The organism is Cellulomonas timonensis (assembly GCF_900046455.1).
In the GTDB taxonomy this organism is placed as follows: Bacteria; Actinomycetota; Actinomycetes; order Actinomycetales; family Cellulomonadaceae; genus Cellulomonas_A; species Cellulomonas_A timonensis.
The window spans coordinates 571,959-585,816 of sequence record NZ_FCOT01000011.1 but is presented as its reverse complement, the minus strand read 5'-3'; the positions used below and the strand labels follow the sequence as shown (position 1 = coordinate 585,816).

The following is a 13,858-nucleotide window of genomic DNA, read 5'->3' as shown; positions in this document are numbered from 1 at the left end:
CGCCGGGAAGTCTGGTCGGCAGTCCTGTCCGCGCGCCCGTGAGGTGGCCCACATGCCTGCCCGCCCGATCTCCCGACCTGCCCGCCGCCTGTTCGCCTCCCTCCTGGCCGGCTCCGAACGCAACCTGCTCGACACCATGCGCGACGAGAAGGTCGGCGGCGTGCTGCTGCTGGTCGCCACCGTCATCGCCCTGGTGTGGGCGAACTCGCCGTGGTCCGAGGCCTACAACGAGCTGCTCGGCCTCGTGATCGGCCCCGCGAGCCTGCACCTCGACCTGACCGTCGCGCAGTGGGCGACGGACGGGCTGCTCGCCATCTTCTTCTTCGTGGTCGGGCTCGAGCTCAAGCGCGAGATCGTGGTCGGCGAGCTCCGGAGGTTCTCCACAGCCGTGGTGCCCGCGGTCGCGGCCGTCGGCGGGATGCTCGTGCCCGCCCTGGTGTACGTGGCGGTGAACACGTTGCGGGACGGCGGCTCGCTCAGCGGCTGGGCGGTGCCCACGGCCACGGACATCGCCTTCGCGGTGGCGGTGCTCGCGGTGGCGGGGCGGCGGCTGCCCGCGACGCTGCGCATGTTCCTGCTCACGCTCGCGGTGGTCGACGACCTGCTCGCCATCATCGTCATCGCCGTCTTCTACACCGACCAGCTCTCGCTCGCCTGGCTGGGCGCGGCGCTCCTGGGGGTGGCCGCCTTCGGCGCGGCCGTCCGCCGACGCGGCTGGACCAGCTCGCCGTTCGTGCTGCTCCCCCTGGCGCTGCTCACGTGGGTCTTCATGCACTCCTCCGGGGTGCACGCCACGATCGCGGGGGTGCTGCTCGCGCTCACGGTCCCGGCGCTCAGCACCGGGCCTGACGAGCACAGCGTCGCGGAGAAGCTCGAGCACCGGTGGCGGCCCCTGTCCTCCGGGGTGGCCGTGCCGCTGTTCGCGTTGTGCGCCGCGGGCGTGAGCCTGTCCGCGTCCTCGATCATCGGCGCCATCGGCGATCCCGTCGCGCAGGGGGTGGCGCTCGGCCTGGTGGTCGGCAAGCCGCTGGGCATCGTGGCCGCGACCTGGCTCGTCGCACGATTCACCCGCGCGACGCTCGCCCCCGGGCTGGCGTGGTGGGACATCGTCGCCGTCGGCCTGGTGGGCGGCATCGGGTTCACCGTGTCGCTGCTGATCGGCGAGCTGGCGTTCGGCGCCGGCTCCCCGCACACCGAGCACCTCAAGGTCGCGATCCTGGCCGGATCGGCCACCGCGGCCCTCGTGGGCGGCGCTGCGCTGGCCCTGCGTGACCGATACCACGCCAGTACCTCGGCCCCTAGGCCAGAAGCCGCCGATCCGGGGACGCCGACCGGGTAGGTTCGCTCTGATGACCACAGACTCCTCGGCCCTGGTCCTCGACGGACCGTGGCGTCACCAGCTCGTGCCCGCCAACGGCGCCCGATTCCACGTCGCAGTCTCCGGACCCGACGACCGCGACGCACCCATGGTGGTGCTCCTGCACGGCCTGTTGCAGTTCTGGTGGGCATGGCGCCACCAGCTCCCGGTGCTCGGCGCCGCCGGCTACCGGGTCGTCGCGATGGACCTGCGCGGCGCCGGCTCCTCGGACAAGCCCCCCCAGGGCTACGACGTGCCGACCCTCACCCGTGACGTCGCCGGGGTCGTGCGCTCGATGGGCGCGGACAGCGCCGTCGTCATCGGGCACGGGCTCGGTGGGGACGTCGCGTGGTCGATGCCCGCCTACCACCCGTCCCTCACCGACGCCGTCGCGACGTTCGGCGCCCCGCACCCGTTGCACACGCGCGCCGAGCCGCGCGCGACGCTGTCCACGGCTGCCGCGCGGCGGCTCGCCTACTTCCAGCTCCCCTACCTGCCGGAGCGCTCGCTGACCCGCACCGACCTCGTCACCCGGGTGATGCGCGAGTGGGGCGCCGACGGATGGCTCGACGACCACGTCGCCGAGACGTACCGTCGCGCCGCCCGGGTGCCGTTCGCGGCGCACTGCTCCATGGAGCAGGCCCGTTGGGCCGTGCGCTCGGGGCCACGGCTGGACGGCCGGCGCTACCTGGCGGCGTTGCGCGCGGCGCCGGCGGTCCCCGTGCTGCAGGTGCATGGCGAGCTCGACGGCTGCCGGCCGGTGCGCGCGGCGCAGGCGACGGGGCATGTCGCCGCGTCGCTGGGCGCCGGATACCGCTTCGAGCGGGCCGCCGGAGTCGGGCACTACGTGCCGGAGGAGGCCCCGGAGCACGTCAACGAGCTGCTGCTCGCGTGGCTGGCCGAGGTCGCGCCCGTCTGACGGCGGGCCGGGCCCAGGTCAGCCCTTGAGCATCGCCGCCGCGAGCACGGGGTCCGTCTCGCCGATCCCGTACGACGGGCACTCGCCCGCGATCGGGCAGGCCCCGCACGCGGGCTTGCGCGCGAAACAGGTGCGGCGCCCGTGGAAGATCAGCCGGTGGGACGCCATCGTCCACTCGGAGCGTTCGATCAGCGCGCCGATGTCGTGCTCGACCTTGACCGGGTCCTCCTCGGTCGTCCAGCCCAGGCGCCGGGCGAGGCGCCCGACATGGGTGTCGACGGTGATGCCGGGGATGCCGAACGCGTCGCCGAGCACCACGTTGGCGGTCTTGCGCCCCACGCCCGGGAGGGTCACAAGGTCGGCCAGCCGGTTCGGCACCTGGCCGTCGAAGCGCTCGACGAGCTCACGCCCGATCCCCCGCAGCGCCTCTGTCTTCGCGCGGAAGAACCCGGTGGGGCGCAGCAGCTCCTCGAGCTCCACCCGGTCCGCCTCCGCGTAGGCCTTCGCGTCGGGGTACTCCGCGAACAGCTCGGGTGTCACCTGGTTGACCCGCACATCCGTCGTCTGCGCGGAGAGCACCGTCGCCACGAGCAGCTCGAGCGGGGTGGTGAAGTCCAACTCACAGCGGGCGTCGGGGTATCGCACAGCGAGCTCTCGGTTGATCCTCCGGGCCCGGCGCACGCGCGCCAAGGGGGTCTCTGCCAGCCACTTGCGCGTCGTGGTCACCTCAGCAGCCTACGCATCCGCCGGGCCGTCTGGGCATGGTCCGCCCGTGGGCGTCGCGTTGCTCCCAGCGAGTGATCCTTCGCCGAAGTCGCGGCGGGCGCCTCAAGTCGACGCAGGTGAGGGCCGAAAAACCAGAAGATCGTGCGCCAGCGGGCGCATGCCAGCCGTGAGCCAGGAGCGGTTCGATGTCCCCAGCGCCGACGACGATGAGCAGCTGCGCAGAGCTGCGCAGCAGCCGTCGCGCGCTCCGCGCCGAGCAGGCGACGGTGCGCTGGTGGCGCCGGCTCGTCCAGGCGCGGCTCGACCTGGCGGTGGCGGGCATCGCGATGCCCGGGCCGCTTGGCGAGGCCATCGCGCTCCTGCCGGTCGGGGCGCCGTGCCCTGAGCCCCCGCGTCACAGCGAGCTGCACTGCGCGACGCGCGGCGGCCTGTCCCTCGCGGAGTCCTCCCAGCTTCCCGCGCTCCGCAACCTCGACGAGCGCCTGGCCCGCTACGAGCACAGCGTCTGCGACGCCCTCGCCCAGGTCACCGAGGACCTGATCCAAGCACTCGCGATCGACCCGGCCGCGGGGCTGCGAGACCGGCCTGAGGCGCCGCGTCTCATCTGATGCGGCAGACTGGTCCTCAGAACCGTTCCCAGCGGAGAAGGTGAGGTGCCAGCGTGGAAGACGACGTCGTGCTGTCGGCGCCATTGTTCGCGAACATGGATCCCGAGGCGTCGAGCGCCCTGATCGCGTCGATGACCCAGGTCGAGGTGTCACGCGGCGAGGTGCTCTTCCACGAGGGCGAGCCGGGCGACCGGCTGTACGTGATCCGGTCAGGCAAGATCAAGCTCGGCCGCCGGTCGAACGACGGCCGCGAGAACCTGCTGGCCATCCTCGGCCCGGGTGAGATGTTCGGCGAGCTGTCCCTGTTCGATCCGGGCCCGCGCACCGCCACCGCCACCGTCGTCGCCGATGGCGCCATCCTCGAGCTCGGGCACCTCGAGCTCATCGCCTGGCTCGAGGCGAACCCCACGGTCGCCAAGCACCTGCTCGGCGCGCTCGCGCGTCGCCTGCGCCGCACCAACGAGGCGTTGGCGGACCTGGTGTTCTCCGACGTCCCGGGCCGTGTCGCGAAGGCGCTGCTGGACCTGTCGACCCGCTTCGGCGAGACGGTCGACGAGGGGATCCGGGTCGCCCACGACCTGACGCAGGAGGAGCTCGCGCAACTCGTCGGCGCGTCCCGCGAGACGGTCAACAAGGCGCTGGCCGATTTCGCCGCGCGTGGCTGGGTCCGTCGCGAGGGACGCGCCATCGTGCTCTTCGACGTCGACCGTCTCGAGCGCCGCGCCCGCTGAGGTCAGGCGACCTCGACGACGATCTCGACCTCGACCGACGAGTCGAGCGGCAGCACCGCGACGCCCACGGCCGAGCGGGCATGCACGCCCGCCGCGCCGAAGACGTCATGCAGCAGCTCGCTGGCGCCGTTGATCACGCCGGGCTGCCCGGTGAACGCGGGGTCGCTGGCCACGAAGCCGACAACCTTGACCACGCGCACGATGTGGTCGATCCCCCCGGCGACATCGGCCGCGGCGGCGATGGCGTTCAGCGCCGAGATGCGCGCGAGGCCGCGCGCGGTGTCCGGGTCCACGAGCCCGGCTCCCTGGCCGACCTTGCCGGTGGCGGGCAGGCCGCCCTCGACGAACGGGAGCTGCCCGGAGGTGTGCACATACGCACCGGAGCGCACGGCCGGCACGTAGGCCGCGACGGGCGCGGCGACCGCCGGCAGCACCAGGCCGAGCTCGGCCAGGCGCAGCGAGGGCGTGGCCGTCACGCGCTGGCCTTCGGGCGCTTGAGGTAGGCGACGAGCCCGGCGTCGGGGCCCTGGATCACCTGGACGAGCTCCCACCCGTCGGAGCCCCACTGGTCGAGGATCGCCTTGGTGGCGTGAATGATGAGCGGAACGGTTGCGTACTCCCACTGGGTGGCCATGGCCGCCACCCTAGTGCGCCGCCAGCGCGACGTCTCCGCTGATCACCAGTTCGGACTTCCACGACCGCACGTCAGGCCGGCGGCGCAGCAGCGCGCGGCGCTCCCGCTCCGTCATGCCGCCCCAGACGCCGAAGTCCATGCGGTTGTCGAGCGCGTCGGCCAGGCACTCGAGGCGCACCGGGCATCCCGTGCAGACCGCACGCGCCTCGCGTTGCGCGGCGCCCTCGACGAAGAGCGCATCGGGTGAGACCTTGCCCAGTCCGCAGGCCGCGAGTACCGCCCAATGTGCGTCCTGCAGCGTCGTTCCCACGCGAACTCCCTCTGTTCGGCCGCCGTCGGCGAGCGGCGGCCCGGCGGACGCCACCACGGCGTCCACGGGGACCGTAACGCCTTTCACACGTCCAGGACATCCTCCGATCGGGTCAATCCGGGCTACGAATGGGAGCCCTCCCACACCCTCGACGTGCCGCTCGACCGGACACTCCGCACTCGCCGGGTGGCCTTCCAGATGCGCACGTACGCTCTTTCAATGGGGGCTAGGCCAGCGTGGGACCGTCAGGTCAACCTTGTTCAGGCGATCTCTCTGCTGATCGCTTTCACCCTGCTCGCCGGGGTTGGCGGGCTGCTCGCGGCCGGGCTGGTGCTGCCCGCCGTCGCGGCGCTCAAAGGGTCCGCAGGAGTCACGGCCACGGCCTTCGACGCCCTGCCGGCGCAGCTCGACGTCAAAGCAGTCTCGGAGAAGTCGACGATGCTCGCGGCCGACGGGACGATCCTCGCGGAGTTCTACGCCGAGGACCGCAAGGCCGTCCCGCTCGAGTCCATCGCGCCGATCATGCAGCAGGCCGTGATCGCCACCGAGGACAAGCGGTTCTACCACCACGGCGGCATCGACCCGACAGGCATGCTGCGCGCGGTGGCGCGCAACGCCTCGGGCAGCGACACGCAGGGCGCGTCCACGCTCACGCAGCAGTACGTGAAGAACGTGCTCATCGAGTCGGCGCTGCGCGACGGGGACCGCGCCGCCGCCGCGGACGCGCGCGAGGCGGAGGGCACCGAGGGCTACGGCCGCAAGCTCCGGGAGGCGAAGCTCGCGGTGGCCCTGGAGAACAACAACTCCAAGGACCAGATCCTCGAGGGCTACCTCAACATCGCGCAGTTCGGCATCGCGGTGTACGGCGCGGAGTCGGCGGCGCAGCGGTTCTTCAGCAAGCCCGCGTCCGAGCTCGACTACCTGGAGGCGGCGACCCTGGCGGGCGTCACGCAGAGCCCCACCAAATGGGACCCGATCAAGAACCCCGAGGCCTCCCAGTCCCGCCGCGACGTGGTGCTGGGCCTGATGCTCGAGCAGGGGTTCATCACTGCCGACGAGCACGCCCGGGGCGTGGCGACGCCGCTGGGCGACTCCCTGCGCCCAGCGGCGTCCAAGCTGAGCTGCATGGCCGCGGGCGACCAGGTTCCGGGCTCCGGGTACTTCTGCGACTACGTCACCAAGATCATCAAGAACGACCCGACGTTCGGCGAGACCGTGGACGACCGCTTGGAGCTGCTGTACCGGGGCGGCCTGACGATCACCACCACGCTCGACCCGCGCGAGCAGGCGCTGGCGGACGCCGAGGTGAAGAACGGCATCCCGGTGGACGACCCATCGGGCGTCTCGTCGGCGATCTCCGTGGTGGAGCCCGGCACCGGGCGGGTCACCGCGATGGCGCAGAACCGGGTCTACAACAACACGAGCGAGGCGCCGGCGCGGCAGACGGCGACGAACTTCAACACCGACACCGGCTACGGCGGGTCCAGTGGCTTCGCGCCGGGCTCGACGTTCAAGCCGTTCACCCTGCTGCAGTGGCTCCGCGAGGGGCACACGCTCGACGAGGTGGTCGACGCCAGCCCGATGTCCTACCCGATCCGGGCGTTCGCCGCGCCGTGCCGGCGCGTGGGGACCGAGATCTACCGGTTCGGCAACGCGGAGGGCAGCGCGAGCGGCCCGATGACGGTGCTCGACGCGACCAGGAACTCGGTCAACTCCGCGTACATCGCGATGGCCACCAAGCTCAACCTCTGCTCGATCATGGAGGGCGCGGCGAGCCTGGGCATCGTGCAGGGCGGCAACGGCAAGCCGTTCGACCCGCTGCCCGCCAACGTGATCGGCAGCCAGTCCGTGGCGCCACTGCGCATGGCCGCGGCGTTCGCGGCGTTCTCCGCCGGGGGCGTCTACTGCAAGCCGGTGGCGATCACGAACGTCACCATGCCCGACGGCTCCCAGCTCCCGGTGCCGGACGCGGCCTGCTCGCAGGTGATCGAGCCGCCCATCGCCGCGCAGCTCAACTACGCGCTGGGCAATGTGTGGGAGGGCACCGGGAAGTCGCGGGGCGCCAGGCCCTCCCCCGCGTCGGGCAAGACCGGGACCACGAGCCACAACGAGGACACCTGGTTCGTCGGGTACAACACGCTGCGGTCTGCCGCCGTGTGGGTGGGATTCAGCGAGGGCTTCATCCCCGTCCAGAACATGATGATCAACGGCAAGCAGATCAAGTACACCTACGGCGCCACGATCGCCGGGCCGACGTGGGTGCGGTACATGGACCAGGCGATGGAGGGCCGGCCGGTGCCGGGCTTCGGTGCGGTGGGGCGGGTCGTGATGGCGGGGCACGCGGTGGCGGTGCCCGAGCTGGTGGGCCACGGGCTCGACGAGGCCACAGCAATGCTGCAGTCGGCGGGCTTCGAGGTCGTGGTGGGCGATCCCATCCCGTCCCACACCGGCGAGGGGACGGTAGGCGCCCAGGACGTCACCGGGACCGCACAGATGGGCTCGACCATCACGCTCCGCCCGTCGGATGGGTCCGCACCACCGGACCGCTCGGCCTCCCTGCCCGATGCTGAGGACGGGTGACGCGAAAGGCACACCCTGTCCAGATATGGGATGGTCCGGCTACCCTCCCCACCATGGCCACCTCCCCCCGTGGCCGCCAGGTCAACCTCGGCCAGGCGGTAGCCCTGCTCGTCGCGTTCGCCCTCGCTGCGGGCGCCGGCGGTCTGGTCACGGCGGGCTTGGTGATCCCGGTGGTCGCGGTGGCGAAGGGCACCACCGACATCACGGTGACCGCCTTCGACGGGTTGCCGTCGGAGCTCGAGATCCAGCCCTTGCCGGAGAAGTCCTCCATCAAGGCCGCCGACGGCACCTTGCTCGCCGAGCTGTACACCGAGAACCGGATCGTGGTGCCGCTGGAGGCCATCGCGCCGATCCTGCAGCAGACGGTCATCGCCGTGGAGGACAAGCGCTTCTACGAGCACGGTGGTGTGGACCCCATGGGCATGCTCCGCGCCGTGGTGAAGAATTCGGCGACGGAGTCCACGCAGGGCGCGTCGACGCTGACCCAGCAGTACGTGAAGAACGTGCTGATCGAGGCCGCGAACAGCGAGGACGACCGTGCGGCGGCCGCTGACGCGCGCGAGGCCGAGGGCACCGAGGGGTACAGCCGCAAGCTGCGGGAGGCCAAGCTCGCGATCTCGCTGGAGAAGGAGACCACGAAGGAGAAGATCCTCGAGGGCTACCTCAACATCGCCGCGTTCGGCGCCTCCGTGTACGGAGTGGAGGCCGCCGCGGAGTACTACTTCGGCAAGCACGCCTCGGAGGTCAACTACCTCGAGGCCGCCACCATCGCCGGGATCACCAAGGCTCCCGGCCGGTATGACCCGGCCAAGAACATCGACGACCTCACGGACTCCCAGCAGCGCCGCGACACGGTGCTGAGCCTGATGCGGAAGCAGGGGCTCATCACGCAGGAGGAGCACGACGCGGGCGTGGCCACCCCGCTGGCGAACACCCTGAACATCCAGCGTCCGAAGGAGGCCTGCAAGATGGCCGACACCGTGGTCGCGGGCTCCGGGTACTTCTGCGACTACGTCACCAAGATCATCATGAACGACCCCGTCTTCGGCCCGGACAAGCAGGCCCGCAAGGACCTGCTCTACCGCACCGGGTTGACGATCACCACGACGCTGGACCCGCGTGAGCAGACGCTCGCCAAGGCCGCGGTCGACGAGTGGCTGCCCGCCGACAGCCCCGACGACCTGTCCACGGCCTTCTCCGTGGTCCAGCCGGGCACCGGGCACATCACCGCCATGGCGCAGAACTGGGACTACGTGCCCACCGGCGGCGAGAACCGGCAGACCGCCCTCAACCTCAACACCGACCACCAGTACGGCGGGTCGCGCGGCATGCAGCCCGCGTCCACCTTCAAGCCGTTCACGCTGATGCAGTGGCTCAAGGAGGGCCACAGCCTCGGCGAGTACATCGACGGGTCACGCAAGTCCTGGCCGGCCAAGGAGTTCAACGCTCCGTGCACCAAGCTCGTCGACAGCGGCGGGAAGCCCTGGGCGCCGGGCAACGCCGAGGGCGGCTCGTGGACCACGATGAGCGTGCTCGACGCCACCAAGAACTCGGTGAACTCCGCGTACGTCGCGATGGGCAGCAAGGTGGACCTGTGCGCGATGGTCGCGGGCGCGGAGTCGGTGGGCATCCACATGGCCGTGCCCCGGGCGGACGGCAGCACCAACCTCCCCGTGCAGCAGAGCAGCATCCTCGGCACCGCGGAGGTCGCCCCGCTGACGATGTCCGCCGCGTACGCCGCCCTCGCAGCCGACGGGACCTACTGCAAGCCCATCGCGATCCTCTCGGTGGTGAAGACCTCGGGCGAGGAGCTGCCTGTGCCGAAGGCCGAGTGCTACCAGGCGGTGGAGACGCACATCACCGCCGCCATGACCCACGCACTGAGCAACGTGTGGACCGGCACCGCCAGCAAGCTCGGCCGCCCGTCGTACACGTCCGCGGGCAAGACCGGCACCAGCTCGTTCAACGAGCACACCTGGTTCGCGGGGTACACGCCGCTGCGGGCGGCTGCCGTGTGGGTCGGGTACCACGACGGGACCCGGCCCGCGCATTGGATCAACGTCAAGGGCAAGACGGAGAAGTTCGTCTACGGCGCCACCATCGCGGGCCCGATCTGGCGCTCGTTCATGGATCCGGCGATGGAGGGCCAGGAGGTCCCCGAGTTCACGGCGCCGCGCGACAAGGAAGTGTTCGGAGAGAAGGTCAACGTGCCGTCGGTGATCGGCCAGACCCAGGAGGCCGCGACCGCCACCCTCAGGGCGGCCGGCTTCGGCGTCTCCGTCTCGCCCGACCAGGTGGGCTCGAGCCTGCAGGCGGGGCTCGTGGCCGAGCAGTCGCCGAACGGCAGCGCGGTGAAGGGCTCGGCCATCACCCTGCGGCTCTCCAACGGGCAGGGCGGGTCGTGGCCGACACCTGGCGGCCCGGGTAATCCCGGCGGGCCGGGCAACCCGGGCATCCCCGGGAGCGGCAACCGGGACTGATCCAGCGTCCCGGCGCGCCGGGTGACCACCACGTCGAGACCGTGTGGCCGTGCCGTGGAGGTCCGGCGGCGCCGGTCGCGCCAGCCAGGCGCGTCCGGGGACCTCACGTACCCTACGGACCATGGCTCCATCCCCCCGCGGCCGCCAGGTCAACCTCGCCCAGGCGACAGCCCTGTTCCTCGCGTTCGTGCTGACCGCCGGAGTCGGCGGCCTGCTGACGGCGGGAACGCTGCTCCCCGCCATCGCCGTGGCCAAGGGCACTACCGACGTGACGGTGAGCGCCTTTGACGACCTCCCGTCCGAGCTCGTGGTCAAGCCGCTGTCGGAGAAGTCGACGATGCTCGACGCGAACGGCAACGTGCTGGCGGAGTTCTACGCCGAGGACCGCATCGTCGTGCCCCTCGAGGAGATCGCGCCCGTGATGCGGCAGGCGGTGGTCGCCACCGAGGACAAGCGGTTCTACGAGCACGGCGGCATCGACCCCACCGGCATGCTGCGCGCCGCGGTGAAGAACGCGTCGAGCAATGTCACCCAGGGGGCCTCCACGCTCACCCAGCAGTACGTGAAGAACGTCCTGCTGGAGACGGCCGTGCGCAACGGTGACGCCGAGGCGATGGCCGCGGCGACCGAGTCGGAGGGCATCGAGGGGTACTCGCGCAAGCTCCGTGAGGCCAAGCTGGCGATCTCGCTGGAGAAGGTGGCCACGAAGGACCAGATCCTCGAGAACTACCTGAACATCGCGCAGTTCGGCATCTCCGTCTACGGGGTCGAGGCCGCCGCGCAGAAGTACTTCTCCACGTCGGCCGCGGACCTGACGTACCTGCAGGCCGCCACGCTCGCGGGCGTCACCCAGAGCCCCACCAAGTGGGACCCGATCAAGAACCCGGAGAACTCGCAGAAGCGGCGCAACATCGTCCTGCAGCTCATGAAGGCCCAGGGCGTCATCACCGCCGAGGAGTACGAGGCCGGCGTCGCCACCCCCATCGGCGACACCCTGCGCCCGCAGGAGACGCGGCTCGGCTGCATGTCCGCCGACCAGGCCGTCCAGGGCTCCGGCTACTTCTGCGACTACGTGGTCAAGGTCATCAAGAACAACGAGGCCTTCGGCGAGACCGAGGCGGAGCGCCTCGACCTGCTGTACCGCGGCGGGCTGACGATCACCACCACGCTGGACCCGACCGAGCAGGCCATCGCCGACACCGAGGTCAAGGCCGGCATCCCGGTGAACGACCGCTCCGGGGTCGCGCACGCGATGTCCGTGGTGGAGCCGGGCACCGGCAAGATCACCGCGATGGCGCAGAACCGCACGTACACCGCCGTCAACTCCGGCGTCGCGGGTGAGAGCTCGGTCAACTACAACACCGACCAGGCCTACGGCGGGTCCACCGGCTTCGCGCCCGGCTCGACGTTCAAGGCGTTCACCCTGCTCGAGTGGCTCAAGCAGGGGCACAGCCTCAGCGAGTACGTGGACGGCACCCGGATGTCCTACTCGCAGCGCGAGTTCACGGCATCGTGCACGCAGCTCGGTACCGACACGTACAAGTTCGGCAACGCCGAGGGCGGCAAGAGCGGCGTCATGTCGGTGCTGGACGCGACCCGCAACTCGGTGAACTCCGCGTTCATCGCGATGGCCACGCAGCTCGACCTGTGCTCGATCATGGACGGCGCGAAGAGCCTGGGCATCCACCAGGCCAGCGGCAAGGACTTCAACGTGGTGCCCGCCAACGTGCTCGGCTCCGACTCGGTGGCCCCGCTCACCATGGCGGCGGCGTTCGCGACCTTCGCCTCCGGCGGCGTCTACTGCGAGCCCATCGCGATCACCCGCGTCACCGACGCCTCCGGCGCCGAGATCCGGATCCCCAGCGCCAACTGCACGCAGGCCATCGAGCCGCAGATCGCCGACGCGATGAACTACGCGATGAGCAACGTGTGGTCCGGAACCGCCAAGGCCGTCGGCGCGCCGCCGTTCGCCTCGGCCGGCAAGACGGGCACCACCACGCGCAACGAGAACACCTGGTTCGTCGGGTACACGCCGCTGCGCTCCGCGGCCGTCTGGGTCGGCTACAGCGAGGGGATGATCCCCGTGCAGAAGCTCACCGTGAACGGCTCGTACGTGCGGTACATGTACGGCTCGACGGTGGCCGCGCCCACCTGGAAGCGGTTCATGACGCAGGCGATGGCCGGCAAGGACGTGCCGGCGTTCAAGAGCGTCGACAGCACGCTCCTGCACGGCGTGCAGATCCCCGTGCCGAACGTCGTGGGCCAGTCGCAGGAAGCCGCCACCTCGGCGCTCCGAGCGGCGGGGTTCAGCGTCAAGGTCGCCACCGAGCAGGTCGCCTCCTCGGCGCCCGCCGGGACGGTGGGCGCGCAGTCGCTCACCGGCTCCGCCACGAAGGGCTCCTACGTGACGCTGAGCCTGTCGAACGGGCAGCCGCCTGCGGACGTGACGCCCGAGGGTGGCCAGGACCAGCGGCCCGGTGGCGGCAACGGGAACAACGGCAATAACGGGGAGGGTGGCCGCTGATGGCGCTCACCGCCCGACAGGCCGTCGGCGGCCTCGCGCTCGCCGGGGCCGGCGCCCTCGCATGGGCCTCCCTGGTGGAGGTGCGCTGGTACGCGCTGCGCGAGGTCACCGTGCCGGTGCTGCCCGCCGGCCAGGCTCCGCTGCGCATCCTTCACCTGTCCGACCTGCACCTCACCCCCGGCCAGCAGCGCAAGATCGACTGGGTGCGGGACCTCGCCTCGCTCGACGTGGACCTGGTGATCGACACCGGGGACAACTGGGCGCACCTTGAGGCGATGCCAGCGCTCCTGGAGGCCCTCGAGCCGCACCTGGCCAAGCCGGGCGCCTTCGTGATGGGCTCGAACGACTACTTCGCGCCGTCGGCGAAGAACCCCGCCAGGTACCTCCTGCCCGACGCGCGGCTGCCGCAGACGAAGACGTCCATCGAGCTGCCATGGCGCGAGCTCGCCGCACGGTTCCGCGCGGCTGGCTGGAAGGACCTGACCAACCGCCGGGACACCCTCGACGTCGATGGCCGACGCCTCTCGCTGGTGGGGGTCGACGACCCGCACCTCGACCTCGACCGGTTCCCCGCACGCGACACCGCCCCCGATATCGCCGGGCTGCGCGACGAGCCGTCCGCCGACCTGCACCTGGGGGTCGCGCACGCGCCCTACCGCCGCGTGCTCGATGAGATGCAGGACGACGGCGCCGACCTGATCATCGCGGGGCACACCCACGGCGGACAGCTCGCGGTGCCGGTGTACGGCGCGCTGGTGACGAACTGCGACCTGGACAGGCGCCGCGCCAAGGGGCTGCACGGGTGGCCGGGCGCACGGCCCGACTCCCCCGGCGGCGCCGGGTCCACCTGGCTGCACGTGTCCGCCGGGCTCGGCACGTCGCCCTACGCCCCGGTGCGGTTCGCCTGCCGGCCCGAGGCGACGGTGCTGACGCTCGTCGCCGCGGAGGGCTGACACGCAGGCCTGGCAGGGCGCTGAACAGCCGGTTTC

12 protein-coding genes are annotated in these 13,858 nt (G+C 71.3%); 8 read left to right on the top strand and 4 right to left on the bottom strand.

Features of this window, described 5'->3' with window-relative positions; translation table 11 throughout:
- Positions 1-52: 52 nt before the first annotated feature.
- Together nhaA and BN3788_RS08210 are read left to right on the top strand one after the other, a co-directional pair.
- The gene (nhaA, locus tag BN3788_RS08215; protein ID WP_066584163.1) at positions 53-1,339 is read left to right on the top strand and encodes a Na+/H+ antiporter NhaA; all 1,287 of its coding nucleotides are present in this window, start codon (positions 53-55) and stop codon (positions 1,337-1,339) included.
- Between the two features lie 10 nt (positions 1,340-1,349).
- Positions 1,350-2,276 carry an alpha/beta fold hydrolase gene (locus tag BN3788_RS08210; protein ID WP_066584161.1) on the top strand — a complete coding sequence of 309 codons (927 nt, stop codon included), beginning with the start codon at positions 1,350-1,352 and terminating at the stop codon, positions 2,274-2,276.
- 18 nt (positions 2,277-2,294) lie between these two features.
- On the opposite strand, the gene nth is transcribed toward BN3788_RS08210, so the two are convergent.
- On the bottom strand, positions 2,295-3,002 hold the full coding sequence (nth, locus tag BN3788_RS08205) for an endonuclease III (RefSeq protein WP_066584159.1): 708 nt from the start codon (positions 3,000-3,002) through the stop codon (positions 2,295-2,297).
- Between the two features lie 185 nt (positions 3,003-3,187).
- On the opposite strand from nth, the gene BN3788_RS08200 reads away from it, so the two are divergent.
- Complete coding sequence (locus BN3788_RS08200) at positions 3,188-3,610, top strand: RsiG family protein (protein ID WP_234346544.1); 423 nt, start codon at positions 3,188-3,190, stop codon at positions 3,608-3,610.
- A gap of 53 nt (positions 3,611-3,663) precedes the next feature.
- Positions 3,664-4,341, top strand: a complete 678-nt coding sequence (locus tag BN3788_RS08195; protein WP_066584153.1) for a Crp/Fnr family transcriptional regulator — start codon at positions 3,664-3,666, stop codon at positions 4,339-4,341.
- 2 nt (positions 4,342-4,343) lie between these two features.
- On the opposite strand, the gene BN3788_RS08190 is transcribed toward BN3788_RS08195, so the two are convergent.
- From BN3788_RS08190 to BN3788_RS08185, 3 genes are read right to left on the bottom strand one after another with little or no spacing between them, the layout of a single operon-like run.
- A complete protein-coding gene (locus BN3788_RS08190; protein ID WP_066584151.1) occupies positions 4,344-4,817 on the bottom strand; it encodes a RidA family protein in 474 nt (157 codons plus the stop codon).
- Positions 4,814-4,975: a DUF4177 domain-containing protein gene (locus BN3788_RS19255; RefSeq protein ID WP_147525088.1), complete on the bottom strand. Its 162-nt coding sequence runs from the start codon at positions 4,973-4,975 to the stop codon at positions 4,814-4,816. The genes BN3788_RS08190 and BN3788_RS19255 overlap by 4 nt, the downstream gene beginning before the upstream one ends.
- A gap of 10 nt (positions 4,976-4,985) precedes the next feature.
- Positions 4,986-5,285 (bottom strand): WhiB family transcriptional regulator, encoded by a 300-nt coding sequence (locus BN3788_RS08185; protein ID WP_452094364.1) that lies wholly within the window; start codon positions 5,283-5,285, stop codon positions 4,986-4,988.
- 219 nt (positions 5,286-5,504) lie between these two features.
- On the opposite strand from BN3788_RS08185, the gene BN3788_RS08180 reads away from it, so the two are divergent.
- The 4 genes from BN3788_RS08180 to BN3788_RS08165 all read left to right on the top strand — a co-directional run bounded on the left by BN3788_RS08180 (position 5,505) and on the right by BN3788_RS08165 (position 13,822).
- Complete coding sequence (locus tag BN3788_RS08180) at positions 5,505-7,865, top strand: transglycosylase domain-containing protein (protein ID WP_066584149.1); 2,361 nt, start codon at positions 5,505-5,507, stop codon at positions 7,863-7,865.
- Positions 7,866-7,918: 53 nt separating this feature from the next.
- Positions 7,919-10,345 (top strand): penicillin-binding protein, encoded by a 2,427-nt coding sequence (locus tag BN3788_RS08175; RefSeq protein ID WP_066584146.1) that lies wholly within the window; start codon positions 7,919-7,921, stop codon positions 10,343-10,345.
- A gap of 121 nt (positions 10,346-10,466) precedes the next feature.
- On the top strand, positions 10,467-12,869 hold the full coding sequence (locus BN3788_RS08170; protein WP_066584143.1) for a transglycosylase domain-containing protein: 2,403 nt from the start codon (positions 10,467-10,469) through the stop codon (positions 12,867-12,869).
- Positions 12,869-13,822: a metallophosphoesterase gene (locus tag BN3788_RS08165; protein ID WP_066584141.1), complete on the top strand. Its 954-nt coding sequence runs from the start codon at positions 12,869-12,871 to the stop codon at positions 13,820-13,822. Before BN3788_RS08170 ends, BN3788_RS08165 begins: the two co-directional genes overlap by 1 nt.
- Positions 13,823-13,858 lie beyond the last annotated feature (36 nt).

Bases quoted from the DNA above. Each gene is read 5' to 3' on its own strand.
- nhaA (WP_066584163.1), top strand. From the start codon at position 53: ATGCCTGCCCGCCCGATCTCCCGACCTGCCCGCCGCCTGTTCGCCTCC.
- BN3788_RS08210 (WP_066584161.1), top strand. From the start codon at position 1,350: ATGACCACAGACTCCTCGGCCCTGGTCCTCGACGGACCGTGGCGTCAC.
- BN3788_RS08200 (WP_234346544.1), top strand. From the start codon at position 3,188: ATGTCCCCAGCGCCGACGACGATGAGCAGCTGCGCAGAGCTGCGCAGC.
- BN3788_RS19255 (WP_147525088.1), bottom strand. From the start codon at position 4,975: ATGGCCACCCAGTGGGAGTACGCAACCGTTCCGCTCATCATTCACGCC.
- BN3788_RS08180 (WP_066584149.1), top strand. From the start codon at position 5,505: ATGGGGGCTAGGCCAGCGTGGGACCGTCAGGTCAACCTTGTTCAGGCG.
- BN3788_RS08175 (WP_066584146.1), top strand. From the start codon at position 7,919: ATGGCCACCTCCCCCCGTGGCCGCCAGGTCAACCTCGGCCAGGCGGTA.
- BN3788_RS08170 (WP_066584143.1), top strand. From the start codon at position 10,467: ATGGCTCCATCCCCCCGCGGCCGCCAGGTCAACCTCGCCCAGGCGACA.
- BN3788_RS08165 (WP_066584141.1), top strand. From the start codon at position 12,869: ATGGCGCTCACCGCCCGACAGGCCGTCGGCGGCCTCGCGCTCGCCGGG.